The 16,473-nt window shown below is 36.7% G+C and carries 18 protein-coding genes; 9 read left to right on the forward strand and 9 right to left on the reverse strand.

Annotated features, from left to right (window positions below; translation table 11 throughout):
* Positions 1–52 precede the first annotated feature (52 nt).
* The 8 genes from miaB to LB454_RS05485 all read left to right on the forward strand — a co-directional run bounded on the left by miaB (position 53) and on the right by LB454_RS05485 (position 8,157).
* Positions 53–1,510, forward strand: coding sequence for a tRNA (N6-isopentenyl adenosine(37)-C2)-methylthiotransferase MiaB (gene miaB / locus LB454_RS05450; RefSeq protein ID WP_224463607.1), 1,458 nt, complete (start codon positions 53–55; stop codon positions 1,508–1,510).
* Between the two features lie 14 nt (positions 1,511–1,524).
* Positions 1,525–2,799, forward strand: a complete 1,275-nt coding sequence (locus LB454_RS05455) for a sigma 54-interacting transcriptional regulator (RefSeq protein ID WP_224463608.1) — start codon at positions 1,525–1,527, stop codon at positions 2,797–2,799.
* Positions 2,799–3,299: an LptE family protein gene (locus tag LB454_RS05460; RefSeq protein WP_224463609.1), complete on the forward strand. Its 501-nt coding sequence runs from the start codon at positions 2,799–2,801 to the stop codon at positions 3,297–3,299. The genes LB454_RS05455 and LB454_RS05460 overlap by 1 nt, the downstream gene beginning before the upstream one ends.
* On the forward strand, positions 3,299–4,069 hold the full coding sequence (locus tag LB454_RS05465; RefSeq protein ID WP_224463610.1) for a hypothetical protein: 771 nt from the start codon (positions 3,299–3,301) through the stop codon (positions 4,067–4,069). The genes LB454_RS05460 and LB454_RS05465 overlap by 1 nt, the downstream gene beginning before the upstream one ends.
* Positions 4,070–4,071: 2 nt before the next feature.
* Complete coding sequence (gene secG / locus LB454_RS05470) at positions 4,072–4,401, forward strand: preprotein translocase subunit SecG (protein WP_224463611.1); 330 nt, start codon at positions 4,072–4,074, stop codon at positions 4,399–4,401.
* A 133-nt stretch (positions 4,402–4,534) separates the two neighbouring features.
* Positions 4,535–4,810 (forward strand): co-chaperone GroES, encoded by a 276-nt coding sequence (locus LB454_RS05475; RefSeq protein ID WP_224463612.1) that lies wholly within the window; start codon positions 4,535–4,537, stop codon positions 4,808–4,810.
* Positions 4,811–4,840: 30 nt separating this feature from the next.
* A complete protein-coding gene (gene groL, locus LB454_RS05480; RefSeq protein WP_224463613.1) occupies positions 4,841–6,472 on the forward strand; it encodes a chaperonin GroEL in 1,632 nt (543 codons plus the stop codon).
* Between the two features lie 197 nt (positions 6,473–6,669).
* A complete protein-coding gene (locus LB454_RS05485) occupies positions 6,670–8,157 on the forward strand; it encodes a S10 family peptidase (protein WP_224463614.1) in 1,488 nt (495 codons plus the stop codon).
* A gap of 81 nt (positions 8,158–8,238) precedes the next feature.
* On the opposite strand, the gene azu is transcribed toward LB454_RS05485, so the two are convergent.
* The 3 genes from azu to eno all read right to left on the reverse strand — a co-directional run bounded on the left by azu (position 8,239) and on the right by eno (position 11,488).
* Complete coding sequence (gene azu / locus LB454_RS05490) at positions 8,239–8,748, reverse strand: azurin (RefSeq protein ID WP_224463615.1); 510 nt, start codon at positions 8,746–8,748, stop codon at positions 8,239–8,241.
* Between the two features lie 26 nt (positions 8,749–8,774).
* Complete coding sequence (locus tag LB454_RS05495; RefSeq protein WP_224463616.1) at positions 8,775–10,055, reverse strand: citrate synthase; 1,281 nt, start codon at positions 10,053–10,055, stop codon at positions 8,775–8,777.
* Positions 10,056–10,195: 140 nt separating this feature from the next.
* Positions 10,196–11,488: a phosphopyruvate hydratase gene (gene eno, locus LB454_RS05500; protein WP_224463617.1), complete on the reverse strand. Its 1,293-nt coding sequence runs from the start codon at positions 11,486–11,488 to the stop codon at positions 10,196–10,198.
* A 228-nt stretch (positions 11,489–11,716) separates the two neighbouring features.
* Between eno and LB454_RS05505 the strand changes: the two genes are divergently transcribed.
* Positions 11,717–12,262, forward strand: coding sequence for a fasciclin domain-containing protein (locus LB454_RS05505; RefSeq protein ID WP_224463618.1), 546 nt, complete (start codon positions 11,717–11,719; stop codon positions 12,260–12,262).
* A 47-nt stretch (positions 12,263–12,309) separates the two neighbouring features.
* Here the strand turns inward: LB454_RS05505 and carA are convergent, their stop codons facing one another.
* The 6 genes from carA to rpsM form a co-directional block, all read right to left on the reverse strand.
* Positions 12,310–13,428, reverse strand: a complete 1,119-nt coding sequence (gene carA, locus LB454_RS05510) for a glutamine-hydrolyzing carbamoyl-phosphate synthase small subunit (protein ID WP_224463619.1) — start codon at positions 13,426–13,428, stop codon at positions 12,310–12,312.
* 73 nt (positions 13,429–13,501) lie between these two features.
* On the reverse strand, positions 13,502–13,984 hold the full coding sequence (gene rplQ / locus LB454_RS05515) for a 50S ribosomal protein L17 (protein WP_224463620.1): 483 nt from the start codon (positions 13,982–13,984) through the stop codon (positions 13,502–13,504).
* A 27-nt stretch (positions 13,985–14,011) separates the two neighbouring features.
* Positions 14,012–15,004 (reverse strand): DNA-directed RNA polymerase subunit alpha, encoded by a 993-nt coding sequence (locus tag LB454_RS05520; protein WP_224463621.1) that lies wholly within the window; start codon positions 15,002–15,004, stop codon positions 14,012–14,014.
* A gap of 21 nt (positions 15,005–15,025) precedes the next feature.
* Positions 15,026–15,631 carry a 30S ribosomal protein S4 gene (gene rpsD / locus LB454_RS05525; protein WP_224463622.1) on the reverse strand — a complete coding sequence of 202 codons (606 nt, stop codon included), beginning with the start codon at positions 15,629–15,631 and terminating at the stop codon, positions 15,026–15,028.
* A gap of 75 nt (positions 15,632–15,706) precedes the next feature.
* Positions 15,707–16,090: a 30S ribosomal protein S11 gene (gene rpsK / locus LB454_RS05530; protein WP_093364575.1), complete on the reverse strand. Its 384-nt coding sequence runs from the start codon at positions 16,088–16,090 to the stop codon at positions 15,707–15,709.
* Positions 16,091–16,098: 8 nt separating this feature from the next.
* Positions 16,099–16,473 (reverse strand): 30S ribosomal protein S13, encoded by a 375-nt coding sequence (gene rpsM / locus LB454_RS05535; protein ID WP_224463623.1) that lies wholly within the window; start codon positions 16,471–16,473, stop codon positions 16,099–16,101.

Raw genomic sequence — 16,473 nt, forward strand, 5'->3', positions numbered from 1 at the left:
CTTTGTCAGTAAATCCATATCGTGTATCTTTGCCAAAATTTTACAGCTTTACATGGAGAAGATTATTGACGAAACCCTGCAAGGCCAAACCTTGGTTAAAGAAGAAAACAAAAGCAATTCAAAAAAACTTTATATTGAAAGCTATGGTTGCGCTATGAATTTTAGCGACAGCGAAATTGTAGCATCTATTCTAGATAAACAAGGCTACAATACAACAAAAGAATTAGCTGAAGCTGATCTCGTTCTGGTGAACACCTGTTCCATCAGAGACAAAGCAGAGCAAACCGTAAGAAAAAGACTCGAGAAATTTAATGCCATCAAGAAAGATAACCCATCTATGAAAGTGGGAGTTCTGGGTTGTATGGCTGAACGATTGAAACACAAATTTCTTGAAGAAGAAAAAATAGTGGATCTCGTGGTAGGTCCAGATGCCTATAAAGATTTACCAAACTTGCTGGACGAAGTTGAAAGTGGCAGAGACGCCATCAATGTCATTCTTTCCAAAGAAGAAACATACGGCGACATTTCTCCTGTAAGATTACAAAGCAACGGCGTATCAGCTTTTGTGTCTATCACTAGAGGTTGTGATAATATGTGCACATTCTGTGTTGTTCCCTTCACAAGAGGCAGAGAACGAAGCCGTGATCCCAAAAGTATCTTGGACGAAGTGAACGACTTATGGTCTAAAGGTTTTAAAGAGATTACTTTATTAGGACAAAATGTGGACAGTTATTTATGGTACGGTGGCGGCTTGAAAAAAGACTTTAAAAATGCCACAGAGATGCAAAAAGCCACAGCGGTAAATTTTGCTGATTTGCTGGACATGGTTGCCAAGGCACAACCAGGGATGCGTATTCGTTTTTCAACATCCAATCCGCAGGACATGACTATGGATGTAATTGAATCTATGGCAAAACACTACAACATCTGTGATTACATTCACCTGCCCGTACAAAGTGGAAGCGACCGAATATTAAAAAAAATGAACCGCCTGCACACAAGAGAGGAGTATTTCAAATTAATTGACAACATAAGAGCTATCATTCCTGATTGTGGTATTTCTCAAGACATGATTACTGGATTTCCTACAGAAACGGAAGAAGACCATCAGGATACCTTGTCCCTTATGAAATACGTCAAGTATGATTTTGGCTACATGTTCGCCTATTCTGAACGTCCAGGCACACTTGGAGCTAAGAAGTTTGAGGATGACATTCCAGAGCCTGTTAAAAAAAGGAGACTTCAGGAAGTGATTGACTTGCAGCAAGAACATTCCAGACTTAGAACAGAGCAACATCTGGGTAAAACAGAAGAAGTTCTGATTGAAAAGGAATCTAAAAAATCCAGCTTACAGTGGAGTGGTAGAAATACCCAAAACACCACCGTTGTTTTTCCAAAAGAAAATTACAAGGTTGGTGATTATGTGCTTGTAAAAATGAAAGATTGTACAAGTGCAACTTTAATTGGTGAAGCAGTAGGATATGGCCGTATGCAATCTATTTCATCCTAAATTATACTCATAATATGGAATCACCACAAGCTGTTAAACAGCGTTTTGAAATTATAGGGAATGATCCTAGTCTTAATAGAGCAATAGAAAAATCTATACGTGTCGCACCCACAGATATTTCGGTGTTAGTAACTGGTGAAAGCGGGGTTGGTAAAGAAAGTTTACCTAAAATTATACATGCTCTGTCTCACAGAAAACATGCTAAATATATCGCTGTAAACTGCGGCGCTATTCCCGAAGGGACAATAGACTCTGAATTATTTGGACATGAAAAAGGAGCATTTACTGGAGCCAACCAGGCACGTGACGGTTACTTTAAAGAAGCCGATGGAGGCACTATTTTTCTTGATGAAGTTGGGGAGTTGCCTTTAACCACTCAGGTAAGGTTACTAAGGGTTTTAGAAACCGGAGAATTTATAAAAGTAGGGTCTTCTAAAGTTCAAAAGTCGAATGTGAGAATTGTTGCCGCGACCAATGTGAATATGATTGAGGCGATTAAGGAAAATAAATTTCGGGAGGATCTTTATTACAGGTTAAATACGGTTGAAATTCACCTTTCACCATTAAGGGAACGTCGTGCAGATATTCATTTATTATTTAGGAAATTTGCTTCAGATTTTGCCTTAAAGTACAAGATGCCTACCATAAGACTAACTGAAAAGGCCATAAAAGCTTTAGAAAACTGCAGCTGGCCAGGAAATATCAGGCAACTCAAAAACGTCACTGAGCAAATTTCAGTTTTAGAAACTGAAAGAGAAGTAGATGAAGCGACATTAATTCATTATTTGCCAAGAAATAGCTCCAATCTACCTTCGGTCATTTCAGAAGAAAAAAGAAGCAAAAGCGATTTCAGTAATGAAAGGGAAATTCTTTATAAAGTTCTTTTCGACATGAAAAACGATCTCAATGATCTTAAGAAATTGACCATGGAATTGATGGAAAGCGGAAATGATGAAAGCTTCAAAGAAGAAAACATTAACCTGATTAAAAAGGTTTACGGCGATTCAGCTTCTGAAAAAGAATTTTCTGAAGAATCTCACGAGGAACAATTAGAAATTCTGCAACTTCCAAACCAAAAGAAACACAGGGAAGCAGAGCCAAAACTTGAAGATCCTTACGATTATGCCGAAGAGATTGAAGAAGAAGAAACGCTCTCACTACAGGATAAAGAAGTTGAGCTTATCAAAAAATCGCTAGATCGCCATCATGGCAGGCGAAAACCTGCAGCAGACGAATTGGGAATAAGCGAAAGAACTTTGTATAGAAAAATAAAGCAATACGATTTATAATGAAGATAAAACTTTCCTTCGCTCTACTATTGATATTGAGCCTGCAGTCCTGTAAATATTATTCATTCACAGGGGCAGATACTGGAAATGCAGAAACCTTTCAGGTCAATTTTTTTCAAAATACTGCACAACTCGTAGAACCGGGAATTGATAGAGATTTTACACTGGCATTACAGGATTTAATCCAAAATCAAACCAAATTAAGCCTGGTAAATAACAATGGGGACTTGGTCTACGAAGGTGAAATCACGAGATATTACGTTGCGCCAATGACTGCAACAGCAGACAGTAGAGCGGCCGAAAACAGACTGACTATTGCAGTGAATGTAAGGTATTACAACACACTGGACCCTGAAAAAGACTTCGAGCAAAATTTTTCGTTTTATTTTGATTTTCCTGGAGATGGCCAGTTGACAGGAGGTCAAAAGGATGAAGCAATAGACGAAATATTCACTCGAATTACTCAAGATGTTTTTAACGCGTCGCTAACCAATTGGTAATGGAAAAAGAGACCTTGCTTGATCTAATCAACACTCCGTTTAAATTTGAAGCAAACACTTTAGATTTAATCAACGAGACTATAGAGCAGTACCCTTATTTCCAACCAGTATATGCGATTAAGCTGAAATTATTAAAACACAACCAAAGCTTTCATTACAATCGATTTTTAAAAGAAACAGCTGCGAGAACGCAAGACAGGTCTGTTCTATTTGATTTTATTACTTCCGAAGAATTCAATCAACTTGAAATTGCAAAAAGAATCGATATACTGATAGAAAAAGAGAGAGAATCCAATACATTTGAAATCAATGAAGAGGTTGTAAATCAAATTAACGATCCGGAACTATTTATAGAAAAGGAAACCACTGAAGACAAAACAACTTCTGGCAAGCCTTTAGAATTTAATACTTCCGAAACGCATTCTTTTAAAGAATGGCTAAAATTGACTCAAATTCAACCCCTGGAGGAACAAAAAGAGCCTACACAACAGTTTTTAGAAAACCCTCAATTTCAGATTATTGACGAATTTATAAGGAACAATCCAAAAATTGAACCTACAAAATCTTATGAAACTTCTGAAAAAATAAAAGCGAGACATGAACCCTCTTCCAGCCTTATGACTGAGACTTTAGCGAGAGTTTACATGGAACAAAAACGCTACGATAAAGCCATTCAAGCATTTAAGATATTAATTTTGAATAATCCCGAAAAAAGTACTTTCTTTGCAGACCAAATTCAAGAAATAGAAAGACTTAAAGAAAATAAATAATAATGAGTACATTTTCCATATTTTTAATCCTAATCGTTATTGTAGCATTTTTGCTAATTGTTGTTATCATGGTACAAAACCCTAAGGGTGGCGGCTTATCTTCATCATTTGGTGGGGGCGGTTCTCAGCAAGTTGGGGGTGTGAAGCAAACCTCAGACTTTTTAGATAAAAGTACGTGGGCCCTCGCTACACTACTATTAATATTGATTTTATTATCTAATGTGACCATCATCAGTAATAGAACTGGAGAAGATTCAAAATTAATAGATGGAAACCAGACACCTGTAGAGAATACTCAAAACAACGACTTACCTCCTGTAGACCAGGAATAATAAGTTTTTTTAAAACATTTTAAAATGCCAGCTTATGACAAGCTGGCATTTTTTTTTGCCTGATGACAGATGTTTTCTGTTGGCACACTTTTAGTCTATTAAAAGTAAAATTAAACCTAAAAACTTATTTATAATGGCAGTAAACATTAAACCATTGGCAGATAGAGTGCTTATAGAGCCTCAAGCCGCAGAAACTAAAACAGCTTCTGGAATCATCATTCCAGAAACCGCTAAAGAAAAGCCGCAGCGCGGGAAGGTTGTCGCTGTAGGAAGCGGAAAAAAAGACCATACTATGACAGTAAAAGTTGGAGACATGGTGCTCTATGGAAAGTTTTCAGGAACAGAACTAAAGCATGAAGATCATGATTACCTTATCATGAGAGAGGATGATATCCTTGCAATAGTATAAACCAGATAATCAACAATAAAACTAAATAAAATGGCAAAAGATATAATATTTGATATTGAAGCAAGAAACGGTGTAAAGAGAGGTGTTGACGCACTAGCTAACGCTGTAAAAGTAACACTTGGACCAAAAGGTCGTAACGTTATCATAGGAAAATCATTTGGTGCTCCTATGGTCACTAAAGATGGCGTAAGTGTAGCCAAGGAAATTGAACTAGAGGATCCATTGGAAAATATGGGCGCTCAAATGGTAAAGGAAGTTGCTTCCAAAACCAATGACCTTGCTGGTGACGGTACAACTACTGCTACTGTTCTAGCTCAAGCTATCGTAAAAGAAGGTTTGAAAAATGTAGCTTCTGGTGCAAATCCGTTAGATTTAAAAAGAGGAATCGATAAAGCAGTTGAAGCTGTTGTTGCAGAGTTAACAAAGCAGGCTAAGTCTGTTGGAGATACCTCAGAAGAAATTAAACAGGTTGCTTCTATTTCAGCGAACAATGATGACCAGATCGGTGAACTGATCGCTGAGGCATTTGGAAAGGTTGGTAAAGAAGGTGTTATCACTGTAGAAGAGGCTAAAGGAACTGAAACTTACGTTGATGTTGTAGAAGGAATGCAATTCGATAGAGGTTACCTTTCTCCTTACTTTGTTACAGACAGTGAAAAAATGACAACAGATCTTGACAATCCATACATCTTGATTGTGGATAAAAAGATCAATTCTATGAAAGATTTACTTCCTGTGTTAGAACCAGCTGCTCAGAGTGGAAAACCATTATTGATTATTGCAGAAGATATAGAAGGTGAAGCTTTAGCTACGCTAGTTGTCAATAAATTGAGAGGTTCTCTTAAAATTGCTGCCGTAAAGGCTCCAGGATTTGGAGACCGTAGAAAAGCGATGCTTGAAGATATTGCCATACTTACAGGTGGTACTGTCATCTCTGAAGAGCGCGGATTCACACTGGAAAACGCAACTTTAGATATGCTTGGTACTGCAGAAAACGTAACCATAGACAAGGACAACACAACAATTGTAAACGGTGCAGGTGAGAAAGACAACATCGTAAACCGTGTGAACCAAATTAAAGCTCAAGTAGAATCTACTACTAGCGACTACGACAAAGAAAAGTTACAAGAACGCCTGGCAAAACTAGCTGGCGGTGTAGGAGTACTTTACGTAGGTGCAGCTTCAGAAGTAGAAATGAAAGAGAAAAAAGACCGTGTAGATGATGCCTTGCATGCAACGCGTGCAGCTGTAGAAGAAGGCATAGTTGCTGGAGGTGGAGTTGCTTTGATCAGAACTTTAAAAGCTCTGGAAGGCGTAAAAGTAGAAAACGCCGACGAGCAAACAGGAATCAACATCATTGCCAAAGCTATCGAATCTCCAATGAGAACGATTGTTGAAAATGCAGGAGGTGAAGGCTCTGTGGTCATTAACAAGGTTCTGGAAGGAAACAAAGGTTACGATGCAAAAACCAACACTTATGTAGACATGCTCAAAGCTGGTATCATTGATCCTAAGAAGGTGACTCGTATCGCTTTAGAAAACGCTGCGTCTGTTGCAGGAATGATTCTCACTACAGAATGCGCTCTTGTGGACATAAAGGAAGACGATAATGGTGGCGGCGGAATGCCACCAATGGGAGGCGGAATGCCAGGAATGATGTAAAAATCACCCATACAGAATAAATTTAAAGCCGTTTCTTTCCCCAGAAGCGGCTTTTTTATGTGGAGCTTATCCTGCTTTCAGCTTTTAGATAAAAATTTCAGAATAATTAAAATGAGAGAAGCCTTTTATCGGCAAGTACAATTAGTTTATCTGGACATTTTCTTAAACTTAATTATATTAGGGCAAAATTTAAAACTATGAAAAAAATAATAGCAGTAGTTACAATCTTGAGTTCAACCCTTACATTGGGCCAATCGGTTGAATTTAACGTTGATGAAACAGTAAAAACAAATCATGAAGTCACTGTTAACGGCAAAAAAATAAGTTATACAGCTGAAACAGGAATGCAACCAGTTTGGGATGACAAGGGAGAACCAATTGCCGGTCTTCAATTCACCTATTATAAAGTAAACGACAAAAAAAATACAAAAGAAGATCTAAGGCCTTTGGTTATCTCCTTCAATGGCGGACCTGGATCGGCATCAGTATGGATGCACCTTGCTTACACGGGTCCAAGAACACTCAACATTAGTGATGAAGGATTCCCAACACAGCCCTATGGATTTAAAGAAAATCCACACAGTATTCTTGATGTGGCAGATATTGTATACGTCAATCCTGTCAATACAGGACACTCTAGACCGATTCTTAATGAAAAGGGAAGCTTTGATAAAAAGAAATTTTTTGGCGTGAATGCAGATGTAGACTATTTAGCCGAATGGATCAACACGTTTGTGACCAGGAAAGACAAATGGCTAGCCCCAAAATATTTAATAGGTGAAAGTTATGGAACTACACGTGTTTCTGGCTTAGCCAACAAACTTCAGAATTCACATTGGATGTATATCAATGGAGTTATTCTGGTATCTCCTACAGAGCTTGGTATAGAAAGAGATGGTCCAATAGAAGTGGCCAACAGACTTCCTTACTTTGCTGCTGCTGCATGGTATCACAACAAGTTAGCTCCAGAGTTACAGAATAAACCAATTTTGGAAATGCTGGATGAAGTTGAAGATTTCACAATTCAGGAACTCATACCAGCCCTAACTATGGGTGGATTCTTAGATGCTGAAAAGAAAAAGAGCATCGTGGAGAAAATGTCTTATTATTCTAGTGTTGATGAAAAGGTCTTTCTTCAAAATAACTTAGAGGTTCCTTTTAACACATTTTGGAAAACACTTAAGATTGATGATGGCTTTACAGTAGGACGTTTAGATTCGAGATATCTTGGGTTGGATGCAAAAGAAGCTGGAACACGACCAGATTACAATTCAGAATTAACGTCTTGGCTTCAGTCTTTTACTCCCGCTATCAACCACTATATTAAAAACGAGCTTAATTATAAAACCGATTTACAGTACAATATGTTTGGGAGTGTTTATCCCTGGGATAGAACTCGAAATAATACCGGAAAGGAATTAAGACAAGCCATGGCTCAAAATCCAAGTATGGAAGTGATGATTCAATCTGGTTTGTTTGATGGGGCTACAACCTATTTTAATGCCAAATATACCATGTGGCACATCGACGAAAGCGGAAAAATGAAAGACCGCTTACATTTTAAAACATATGAAAGCGGACACATGATGTATTTACGTAAAGCTGATCTCAAAAATGCGAATGATGACATAAGGGAGTTTATAAAAAATAGCCTCCCAAAGGATGATGCACCGATAAAGTACTAAAAGATGTATTAAGATAAATGCATAAAAAAATGCCTTACAGAAGCTCTGTAAGGCATTTTTTATAATCAGTATTTGAAAAGGTTACTCTACTGTGAGAATCCCTTTCATCAAAGCAACATGTCCAGGAAAACTACAAATGTAATCGTAGTTGCCTTTTTCTGGTGCTGTAAATGTAATTTCAGTTTTCTCACCACCACCAAGCATTTTGGTGTGAGTGATGATAGCGTCTGAATCTTCTGGAATGTAGTCGTTATCTTTATATTCCAAGGCTTCCTGACCAAATTCCTGAACATTAGTATCCTTTTTCAACAATACAAAGTTATGCCCCATTGTCTCTTTTGACATTTTACCAACATGCTCAAAAGTTAAGATGACTTTGTCACCAGCGTTCACTTTAATTTCATTTTTGTTGAATTTCATTTGATCACTACCTGACAAGTAGACCTTTGTGACGCCATCTTCTTTTTCTTCTTTAGCTTCAACAGCTTTATTCAACTTCAGAGAATCATCTTTCTTTTCTTCTTTTTTTCCGTCTCCTCCGCAACTAGCAAGTAGAGTTGCAGAAAGTAGTAACATAAATATCTTTTTCATTTCAACTTTTTTAAATAATCGTTTTTTTATCTTTTTTCAATTGGCTTTAACTCTCTATGAGTTTCGCCCGTGTACACCTGTCTGGGTCTTCCTATAGGCTCTTTTTGCAGACGCATTTCTCTCCATTGTGCAATCCATCCCGGAAGTCTACCAAGCGCAAACATCACCGTAAACATGTTGGTAGGTATGTCTAAAGCTCTGTAGATGATTCCTGAATAGAAATCCACATTAGGGTACAATTTTCTCTTGACGAAATAATCATCTTCCAAAGCTTCCTTCTCCAGGCCTTTCGCAATGTCAAGTACTGGATCTTGAACACCTAAATTCCCAAGAACTTCATCTGCTGACTTTTTGATGATTTTAGCTCTAGGATCAAAATTCTTATAAACTCTGTGTCCAAAGCCCATCAACCTGAAAGGATCATCTTTGTCTTTAGCCTTAGACATATACTTTTTAGTATCACCACCATCTTCTTTAATTCCCTCAAGCATATCGATAACTGCTTGATTTGCGCCACCATGAAGTGGTCCCCACAAGGCTGAAACACCAGCAGAAATGGAAGCAAATAAGCCTGCGTGAGAAGAACCAACAATTCTTACGGTAGAAGTAGAACAATTTTGTTCATGATCTGCGTGAAGAATCAGTAATTTATTTAAAGCAGAAGAAACTATAGGATCTACTTTATAATCTTCATTTGGCTTTTTGAACATCATTTTTAAGACGTTCTCAACGTAATCCAAATTGTTATCTCCATAATCTAAGGGCTGACCTTTAGATTTGCGCAAAGCCCAGGCACAAATAACTGGAAACTTTGCTAAAAGTTTTACTATAGCTTTATACATGTCTTCTTCAGACTCTACATTTACAGAAGTAGGGTTAAAAGCAATAAGTGCACTTGTTAAAGAAGACACTACACCCATTGGGTGAGCTGACTTAGGAAAACCGTCAAGAATTTTCTTGACATCTTCATCTACATGAGATTCTTTCTTGATATCTGAATAAAAACTATCAAGCTGTGATTTATTTGGTAATTCGCCAAAAATAAGCAGGTAAGCTACTTCCAGAAAACTTGCATTCTCTGCTAAATCTTCTATGGCATAACCCCGATATCTCAATATACCTTCCTCACCATTTAGAAAAGTAATCGCACTCTCGCAAGAACCTGTATTTTTAAAACCTCTATCTAAAGTAATAAGGCCTTCGGTAGAGCCTCTCAGCTTAGAAATGTCTATTGCATATTCGTTTTCACTACCTTTAATAACTGGAAATGAGTAGTCTTTCCCGTCAAAATTTATTTTAGCGTCCATATATGTTATTTACTTTTTATTGATGAATTTCAAATTTACAAAAAATGAACTTAAAAAAGCGTTAACAAACTACACACAGTACCTGTTAACGCTTAAGCTTAAGTTAATTTAATAAATAATTTACATTTACATTAAATCAATTATTTTTTGATTTTAAACGCATTGAGTTTTGGAAAATAGGCGTTATCTCCAAGCTCTTCTTCAATTCTTATCAACTGATTGTATTTAGCCATACGATCACTTCTTGAAGCTGAACCTGTTTTGATTTGTCCGGTAGATAAAGCAACTGCCAAATCTGCGATTGTATTATCTTCAGTTTCACCAGATCTGTGAGACATGACTGAAGTATAGCCTGCATTATGAGCAAGATTTACAGCTGCAATTGTCTCTGTAAGCGTTCCTATTTGATTGACTTTGATCAAAATTGAATTAGCAATGTTGTTATCAATTCCTTTCTGTAATCGTTTTACATTGGTTACAAATAAATCATCTCCTACAAGCTGAACTTTGTTTCCGATTTTTTCTGTAAGGATTTTCCATCCTTCCCAGTCATCTTCATCCATTCCATCTTCAATGGAGATAATTGGATATTTTTCTGAAAGTTCTGCAAGATAGCTTGCCTGCTCCTCTGAAGACATAGTTTTGGCAGATTCACCTTCAAATTTCTTATAATTATATTTTCCATCTTCGTAAAATTCAGCTGCAGCACAGTCCAAAGCAATCATAACTTCATCGCCAAATTTGTATCCTGCGTTTTCAACTGCCAGTTTGATAGAGTCTAAAGCATCTTCTGTTCCGTCTAATTTTGGAGCGAACCCACCTTCATCTCCTACAGCAGTACTCAAACCTCTGTCTTTCAACACTTTTTTTAAATTATGAAAAATTTCAGTTCCCATTTTCAAAGCATGGGTAAAGCTTTCAGCTTTTACTGGCATTACCATAAACTCTTGAAAGGCGATGGGTGCATCACTGTGAGACCCTCCATTTATAATGTTCATCATTGGAACTGGAAGCGTATTGGTAGACACTCCTCCAATATACCTGTAAAGAGGCAGGTTCAATTCATTGGCAGCCGCTTTGGCAGCAGCAAGTGAAACCCCTAGAATGGCATTAGCACCAAGTTTCGATTTATTGTCGGTTCCGTCCAGATCAATCATAATTTGATCGATTTCAGACTGCTCAAATACAGAGATGCCAAGTAAACGATCTGCAATGGTCGTATTTACATTCTCAACTGCCTTGGAAACTCCTTTACCCATGTAGTCTTTTCCACCGTCTCTAAGTTCGACGGCTTCATGAACTCCTGTAGAAGCTCCAGAAGGAACTGCAAATCTTCCAAGTGTTCCCATTTCAGTAATCACGTCTACTTCCAAAGCTGGGTTACCTCTGGAATCAAATATTTGCCTAGCATGTATGTCTAATATTGAGCTCATTTTTATCTATTTTTTTTGGTTTGTTGCAATTTACAAAATTAAACCTTATTTAAATAATTTTCACTTCCATGTCCAAGCCTTAGAAACGAGCTAAAACGTTATAGCTAATTAATAATTTGGGAAATATCTTGAAATAAATCACATACAATATCAAGTTAAATAATCGGATTAAAAAAACCGAAGGCGGTTTACTTACGTACATTTAAATAACATATAAAAATAAATGTCATGAAAAATTTAAAATTGCAACTAGTATTAGTAATGAGCTTACTGGTAACAACCGTTTCATTTGCTCAGAACAAAAAAGTAGGAGGTGCTGAAATGTATCCAAACAAAAACATTGTTGAAAATGCAGTAAATTCTAAAGACCACACTACACTTGTAGCTGCTGTAAAGGCTGCGGAACTTGTAGAAACCTTATCAAGTGAAGGTCCATTTACGGTTTTCGCTCCTACAAACGCTGCTTTTGGAAATCTACCTGAAGGAACGGTAGAGACTTTACTAAAGCCTGAAAACAAAAAGCAACTACAAACTGTATTGACCTACCATGTTGTTGCTGGGAAATTCAGCGCTAAAGATGTCATTGCAGCTATCGAAAAAGGGGACGGTAAAGCTGAATTGAAAACTGTGAGTGGCGGAACTCTTACAGCTATGCTAGACGGTAAGAAAGTAAAAATAAAAGATTCAAAAGGAAACGTTGGAACTGTAACCATCGCAGACGTCAACCAGTCTAATGGTGTGATTCACGTCGTGGATACTGTACTTTTACCTTAGTCTTATAGGTTTATAAAAAATAAAAAGTGGGCATCTGCCCACTTTTTTTATGCTTCAATTTTCTCTTTTGACATCAGATCGAAAAAATCATCAAACAAATAGGTGGCGTCGTTTGGGCCAGGTCCAGCTTCTGGGTGGTATTGTACAGAAAAACAAGGTTTATCTTTTATTCTGATACCAGCTACCGAATTATCATTCAAGTGAATATGTGAAACTTCAGCTTGAGGATTATTGACTGTAGACTCTTTATCAATTGTAAATCCATGATTTTGTGAAGTGATTTCACTTTTACCGGTCCTTTGATTTTGAATAGGGTGATTAATTCCTCTATGTCCATTATGCATTTTCAAAGTGGGAATCCCAACTGATAATGCGATAATTTGATGACCTAGGCATATTCCAAAAGTTGGAATTTCATTTTTTAAACAATCCTTTGCCAATTCTATTGCCGAAGTGAGAGGTTCCGGATCTCCGGGTCCGTTGGAAATAAGAATACCTGTAGGCTTCCATTCCATAAGATCTTCAAAAGAAGAATCGTATGGAAAGACTTTGATGTACGCCCCTCTTTCCTCTAGCCTTCTTAATATATTTTTCTTGGTACCAAGATCAAGAACCGCAACCCTATGTTCTGATAATTTATCTCCCATAGTATAAGCTTCTTTTGTAGAAACTTTTGAAGCCAGCTCAAGGCCCTTCATTGAAGGATGCTTCTTGAGTTCATCTTTTAGACCATCAAGGTGATGTGTAGCTGTAGACATAATCGCATTCATGGCACCATGCTTACGGATGTGAGATACAAGTGCCCTGGTGTCTACATCAAAAATAACTGGTAAATGAGCATCCTCTAAAAAACGTTCGAGAGAGATATCAGAATTTACTCTTGAAGGTGTAAAAGAAAAATTCTTACAAATTAAACCAGAGATTTTTACAGAATCGGATTCACTTTCTTCGGAGTTTACTCCATAATTACCAATATGGGCATTGGTTGTAACCATTATTTGTCCAAAATAAGAAGGATCTGTGAAGATTTCCTGATAGCCAGTCATACCAGTATTGAAACATATCTCTCCGAGTCTATTGGATGAGAATGGTTCAGTGGTTTTTCCGTGAAAAACAGTTCCATCGGCTAGAAGAAGAACTGCGGGTGTTTTTAAGTTATATTTCATAAGCGTAAATATAAAAAAAGGGACAAACTAGTAAAAGTTTATCCCTTTGAATAATAATAGTATATGTAAGGTATTAAGCCTCATCTGTTTTTGTTTCAGAATCATTTGAAGACTCAACCTGGTCTTCAGCTTTTACTTTTTTACCAGCTCTTCTTGTAGATTTCTTCTTAGCTTGTTTCTTACCTGGTGTGTAAACATCATTGAAGTCTACAAGCTCTATCATTGCCATCTCAGCAGCATCACCAAGTCTGTTTCCAAGTTTGATAATACGTGTATAACCACCTGGACGCTCTCCTACTTTTGGAGCAACTTCTCTAAAAAGTTCTGCAACCATATATTTGTCTTTTAGTTTTGAAAAAACCAAACGACGATTATGAGTCGTATCCAATTTAGATTTTGTGATTAATGGCTCTACAAATGTTCTTAAAGCTTTAGCCTTAGCAACTGTAGTGTTTATTCTTTTATGCTCAATTAGGGAACATGCCATATTAGAAAGCATTGCTTTTCTATGCGAGGATGTTCTTCCTAAGTGATTAAATTTCTTTCTATGTCTCATGATTAATGTATTTGGTGCTTAACAAAGCTAGTCTTTGTCAAGTTTATATTTAGAAAGATCCATTCCGAAGTCCAGACCTTTATTTTCAACAAGTTCTTCTAGTTCAGTAAGTGACTTTTTACCAAAGTTTCTAAACTTCATCAAATCACTTTTGTTATGAGAAACTAAATCGCCTAGAGTTTCTACTTCAGCAGCTTTAAGGCAATTCAATGCTCTTACAGACAGATCTAAATCAACAAGTTTAGTTTTCAGCAACTGTCTCATGTGAAGGGATTCTTCATCATAAGTTTCAGCTTGAGACATTTCCTCAGTTTCAAGTGTGATTCTCTCATCAGAAAATAACATGAAGTGGTGAATTAACGTCTTAGCAGCTTCAGTAAGTGCATCTTTAGGATGGATTGAACCATCACTGCTAATTTCGAAAATCAATTTTTCGTAGTCAGTTTTTTGTTCAACTCTAAAGTTCTCAATACTATACTTTACATTTTTGATGGGTGTAAAGACAGAATCTGTAAAAATTGTTCCTATAGGTGCTTTAGAAGTTTTATTTTCTTCAGCTGGAACATACCCTCTACCTTTTTGAACTGTAAGTTCAAGATTAAGAGAGACTTTCTTGTCCATAGTACAAATTTCAAGATCTGGATTTAAGATATCAAATCCAGTAAGGTATTTCTGAAAATCACCAGCTGTCATTTTATCATTACCAGAGAAAGAGATAGAAACGGTTTCGTTATCAACATCTTCTGCTCTTTTTTTGAATCTTATCTGTTTTAGATTAAGAATGATTTCAGTAACATCTTCAACGACTCCTTCTATTGTAGAGAACTCATGATCAACACCTTCTATTCTTACTGAAGTGATTGCAAAACCTTCCAAAGATGATAACAGCACTCTACGCAAAGCGTTACCTACTGTTAAACCATAACCTGGTTCTAATGGTCTAAATTCGAAAGTGCCCTCAAAATCGGTAGAATCGATCATGATAACCTTATCGGGCTTTTGAAAATTAAATAATGCCATAAATTTGAGTGTTGTCAGTTATTATTTAGAGTACAATTCAACGATAAATTGCTCATTGATTTTTTCAGGAATCTGAGATCTTTCTGGAATATTTACAAAGGTACCTTGCATCTTCTCGTTATTCCATGTCATCCATTCGTGAACAGATTTATTATTTGAAAGAGATTCTTGGATTACGTTAAGAGATTTAGATTTCTCTCTAATTCCAACAACATCGTTTGGTTTTATTTGGTAAGATGGTATGTTAACAAGTTCACCATTCACAGTAATATGCTTATGTGAAACCAACTGTCTTGCGGCACTTCTCGATGGAGCAATACCTAATCTGAAAACTACATTATCTAATCTAGATTCACATAATTGCAACAAGATCTCACCTGTAATTCCAGAGGATCTGTTTGCCTTGTTAAACATGTTACGGAATTGCTTTTCTAAAATACCATAAGTGTATTTAGCTTTTTGCTTTTCCATAAGTTGTACAGCGTACTCAGACTTCTTGCCTCTTCTTCTGTTGTTCCCGTGTTGTCCGGGAGGGTAATTTCTTTTCTCAAAAGATTTGTCGTCTCCAAAAATGGATTCGCCAAATTTTCTTGCTATTTTGGTTTTAGGACCGGTATATCTTGCCATTGTTAAGTATTTATTATTTTTCTATTATGAATTAAGGTCTTATCCTTCGATAATAGTAATATAGATTAATGTTGATTAGACTCTTCTGCGTTTTGGAGGTCTACATCCATTGTGTGGGATTGGAGTTACGTCGATAATTTCGGTAACTTCAATACCTGAGTTATGTAAAGATCTGATAGCAGATTCTCTTCCGTTACCTGGACCTTTTACATATACTTTTACTTTACGTAAACCTGCTTCGTGTGCAACTTTACTTGCATCTTCAGCAGATAATTGTGCAGCATAAGGAGTATTCTTTTTGCTACCTCTAAAGCCCATCTTACCAGAAGATGACCAGGAAATAATGTCGCCGTTTTTGTTAGTTAACGAAACGATGATATTATTAAAAGAGGCAGAAATATGAGCTTCGCCATATGCATCTACAACTACTTTACGTTTTTTTGTTGTTGACTTTGCCATTTTACTTATTATTTAGTTACCTTTTTCTTGTTAGCAACTGTTTTTCTTCTTCCTTTTCTTGTACGAGAATTGTTCTTAGTTCTTTGACCTCTTAATGGAAGTCCAGATCTATGTCTGATTCCTCTGTAGCAACCAATGTCCATTAATCGCTTAATGTTGATTTGTACTTCAGATCTTAATTCTCCTTCGATAGTATGCTTACCTACTTCTTCTCTTATTTTACCGATCTGATCGTCATTCCAGTCTGAAACTTTAGTACTTTCATCGACACCGGCATTTTTAAGAATCTTTTGAGCTCTGCTCTTACCGATTCCGAAGATATAGGTTAAAGCTATAACTCCGCGTTTTTGTTTTGGTATATCTACACCTGCAATTCTAGCCAT

This window comes from Psychroflexus montanilacus, from assembly GCF_020164535.1.
GTDB lineage: Bacteria > Bacteroidota > Bacteroidia > Flavobacteriales > Flavobacteriaceae > Psychroflexus > Psychroflexus montanilacus.

Coding starts and splice junctions, on each gene's coding strand:
- LB454_RS05460 (WP_224463609.1), top strand. CDS start 2,799: ATGAAGATAAAACTTTCCTTCGCTCTACTATTGATATTGAGCCTGCAG.
- secG (WP_224463611.1), top strand. CDS start 4,072: ATGAGTACATTTTCCATATTTTTAATCCTAATCGTTATTGTAGCATTT.
- LB454_RS05485 (WP_224463614.1), top strand. CDS start 6,670: ATGAAAAAAATAATAGCAGTAGTTACAATCTTGAGTTCAACCCTTACA.
- LB454_RS05465 (WP_224463610.1), top strand. CDS start 3,299: ATGGAAAAAGAGACCTTGCTTGATCTAATCAACACTCCGTTTAAATTT.
- rpsK (WP_093364575.1), bottom strand. CDS start 16,090: ATGGCAAAGTCAACAACAAAAAAACGTAAAGTAGTTGTAGATGCATAT.
- rpsD (WP_224463622.1), bottom strand. CDS start 15,631: ATGGCAAGATATACCGGTCCTAAAACCAAAATAGCAAGAAAATTTGGC.
- azu (WP_224463615.1), bottom strand. CDS start 8,748: ATGAAAAAGATATTTATGTTACTACTTTCTGCAACTCTACTTGCTAGT.
- LB454_RS05455 (WP_224463608.1), top strand. CDS start 1,525: ATGGAATCACCACAAGCTGTTAAACAGCGTTTTGAAATTATAGGGAAT.
- rplQ (WP_224463620.1), bottom strand. CDS start 13,984: ATGAGACATAGAAAGAAATTTAATCACTTAGGAAGAACATCCTCGCAT.
- rpsM (WP_224463623.1), bottom strand. CDS start 16,473: ATGGCTAGAATTGCAGGTGTAGATATACCAAAACAAAAACGCGGAGTT.
- groL (WP_224463613.1), top strand. CDS start 4,841: ATGGCAAAAGATATAATATTTGATATTGAAGCAAGAAACGGTGTAAAG.
- LB454_RS05520 (WP_224463621.1), bottom strand. CDS start 15,004: ATGGCATTATTTAATTTTCAAAAGCCCGATAAGGTTATCATGATCGAT.
- carA (WP_224463619.1), bottom strand. CDS start 13,428: ATGAAATATAACTTAAAAACACCCGCAGTTCTTCTTCTAGCCGATGGA.
- LB454_RS05505 (WP_224463618.1), top strand. CDS start 11,717: ATGAAAAATTTAAAATTGCAACTAGTATTAGTAATGAGCTTACTGGTA.
- LB454_RS05475 (WP_224463612.1), top strand. CDS start 4,535: ATGGCAGTAAACATTAAACCATTGGCAGATAGAGTGCTTATAGAGCCT.
- miaB (WP_224463607.1), top strand. CDS start 53: ATGGAGAAGATTATTGACGAAACCCTGCAAGGCCAAACCTTGGTTAAA.
- eno (WP_224463617.1), bottom strand. CDS start 11,488: ATGAGCTCAATATTAGACATACATGCTAGGCAAATATTTGATTCCAGA.
- LB454_RS05495 (WP_224463616.1), bottom strand. CDS start 10,055: ATGGACGCTAAAATAAATTTTGACGGGAAAGACTACTCATTTCCAGTT.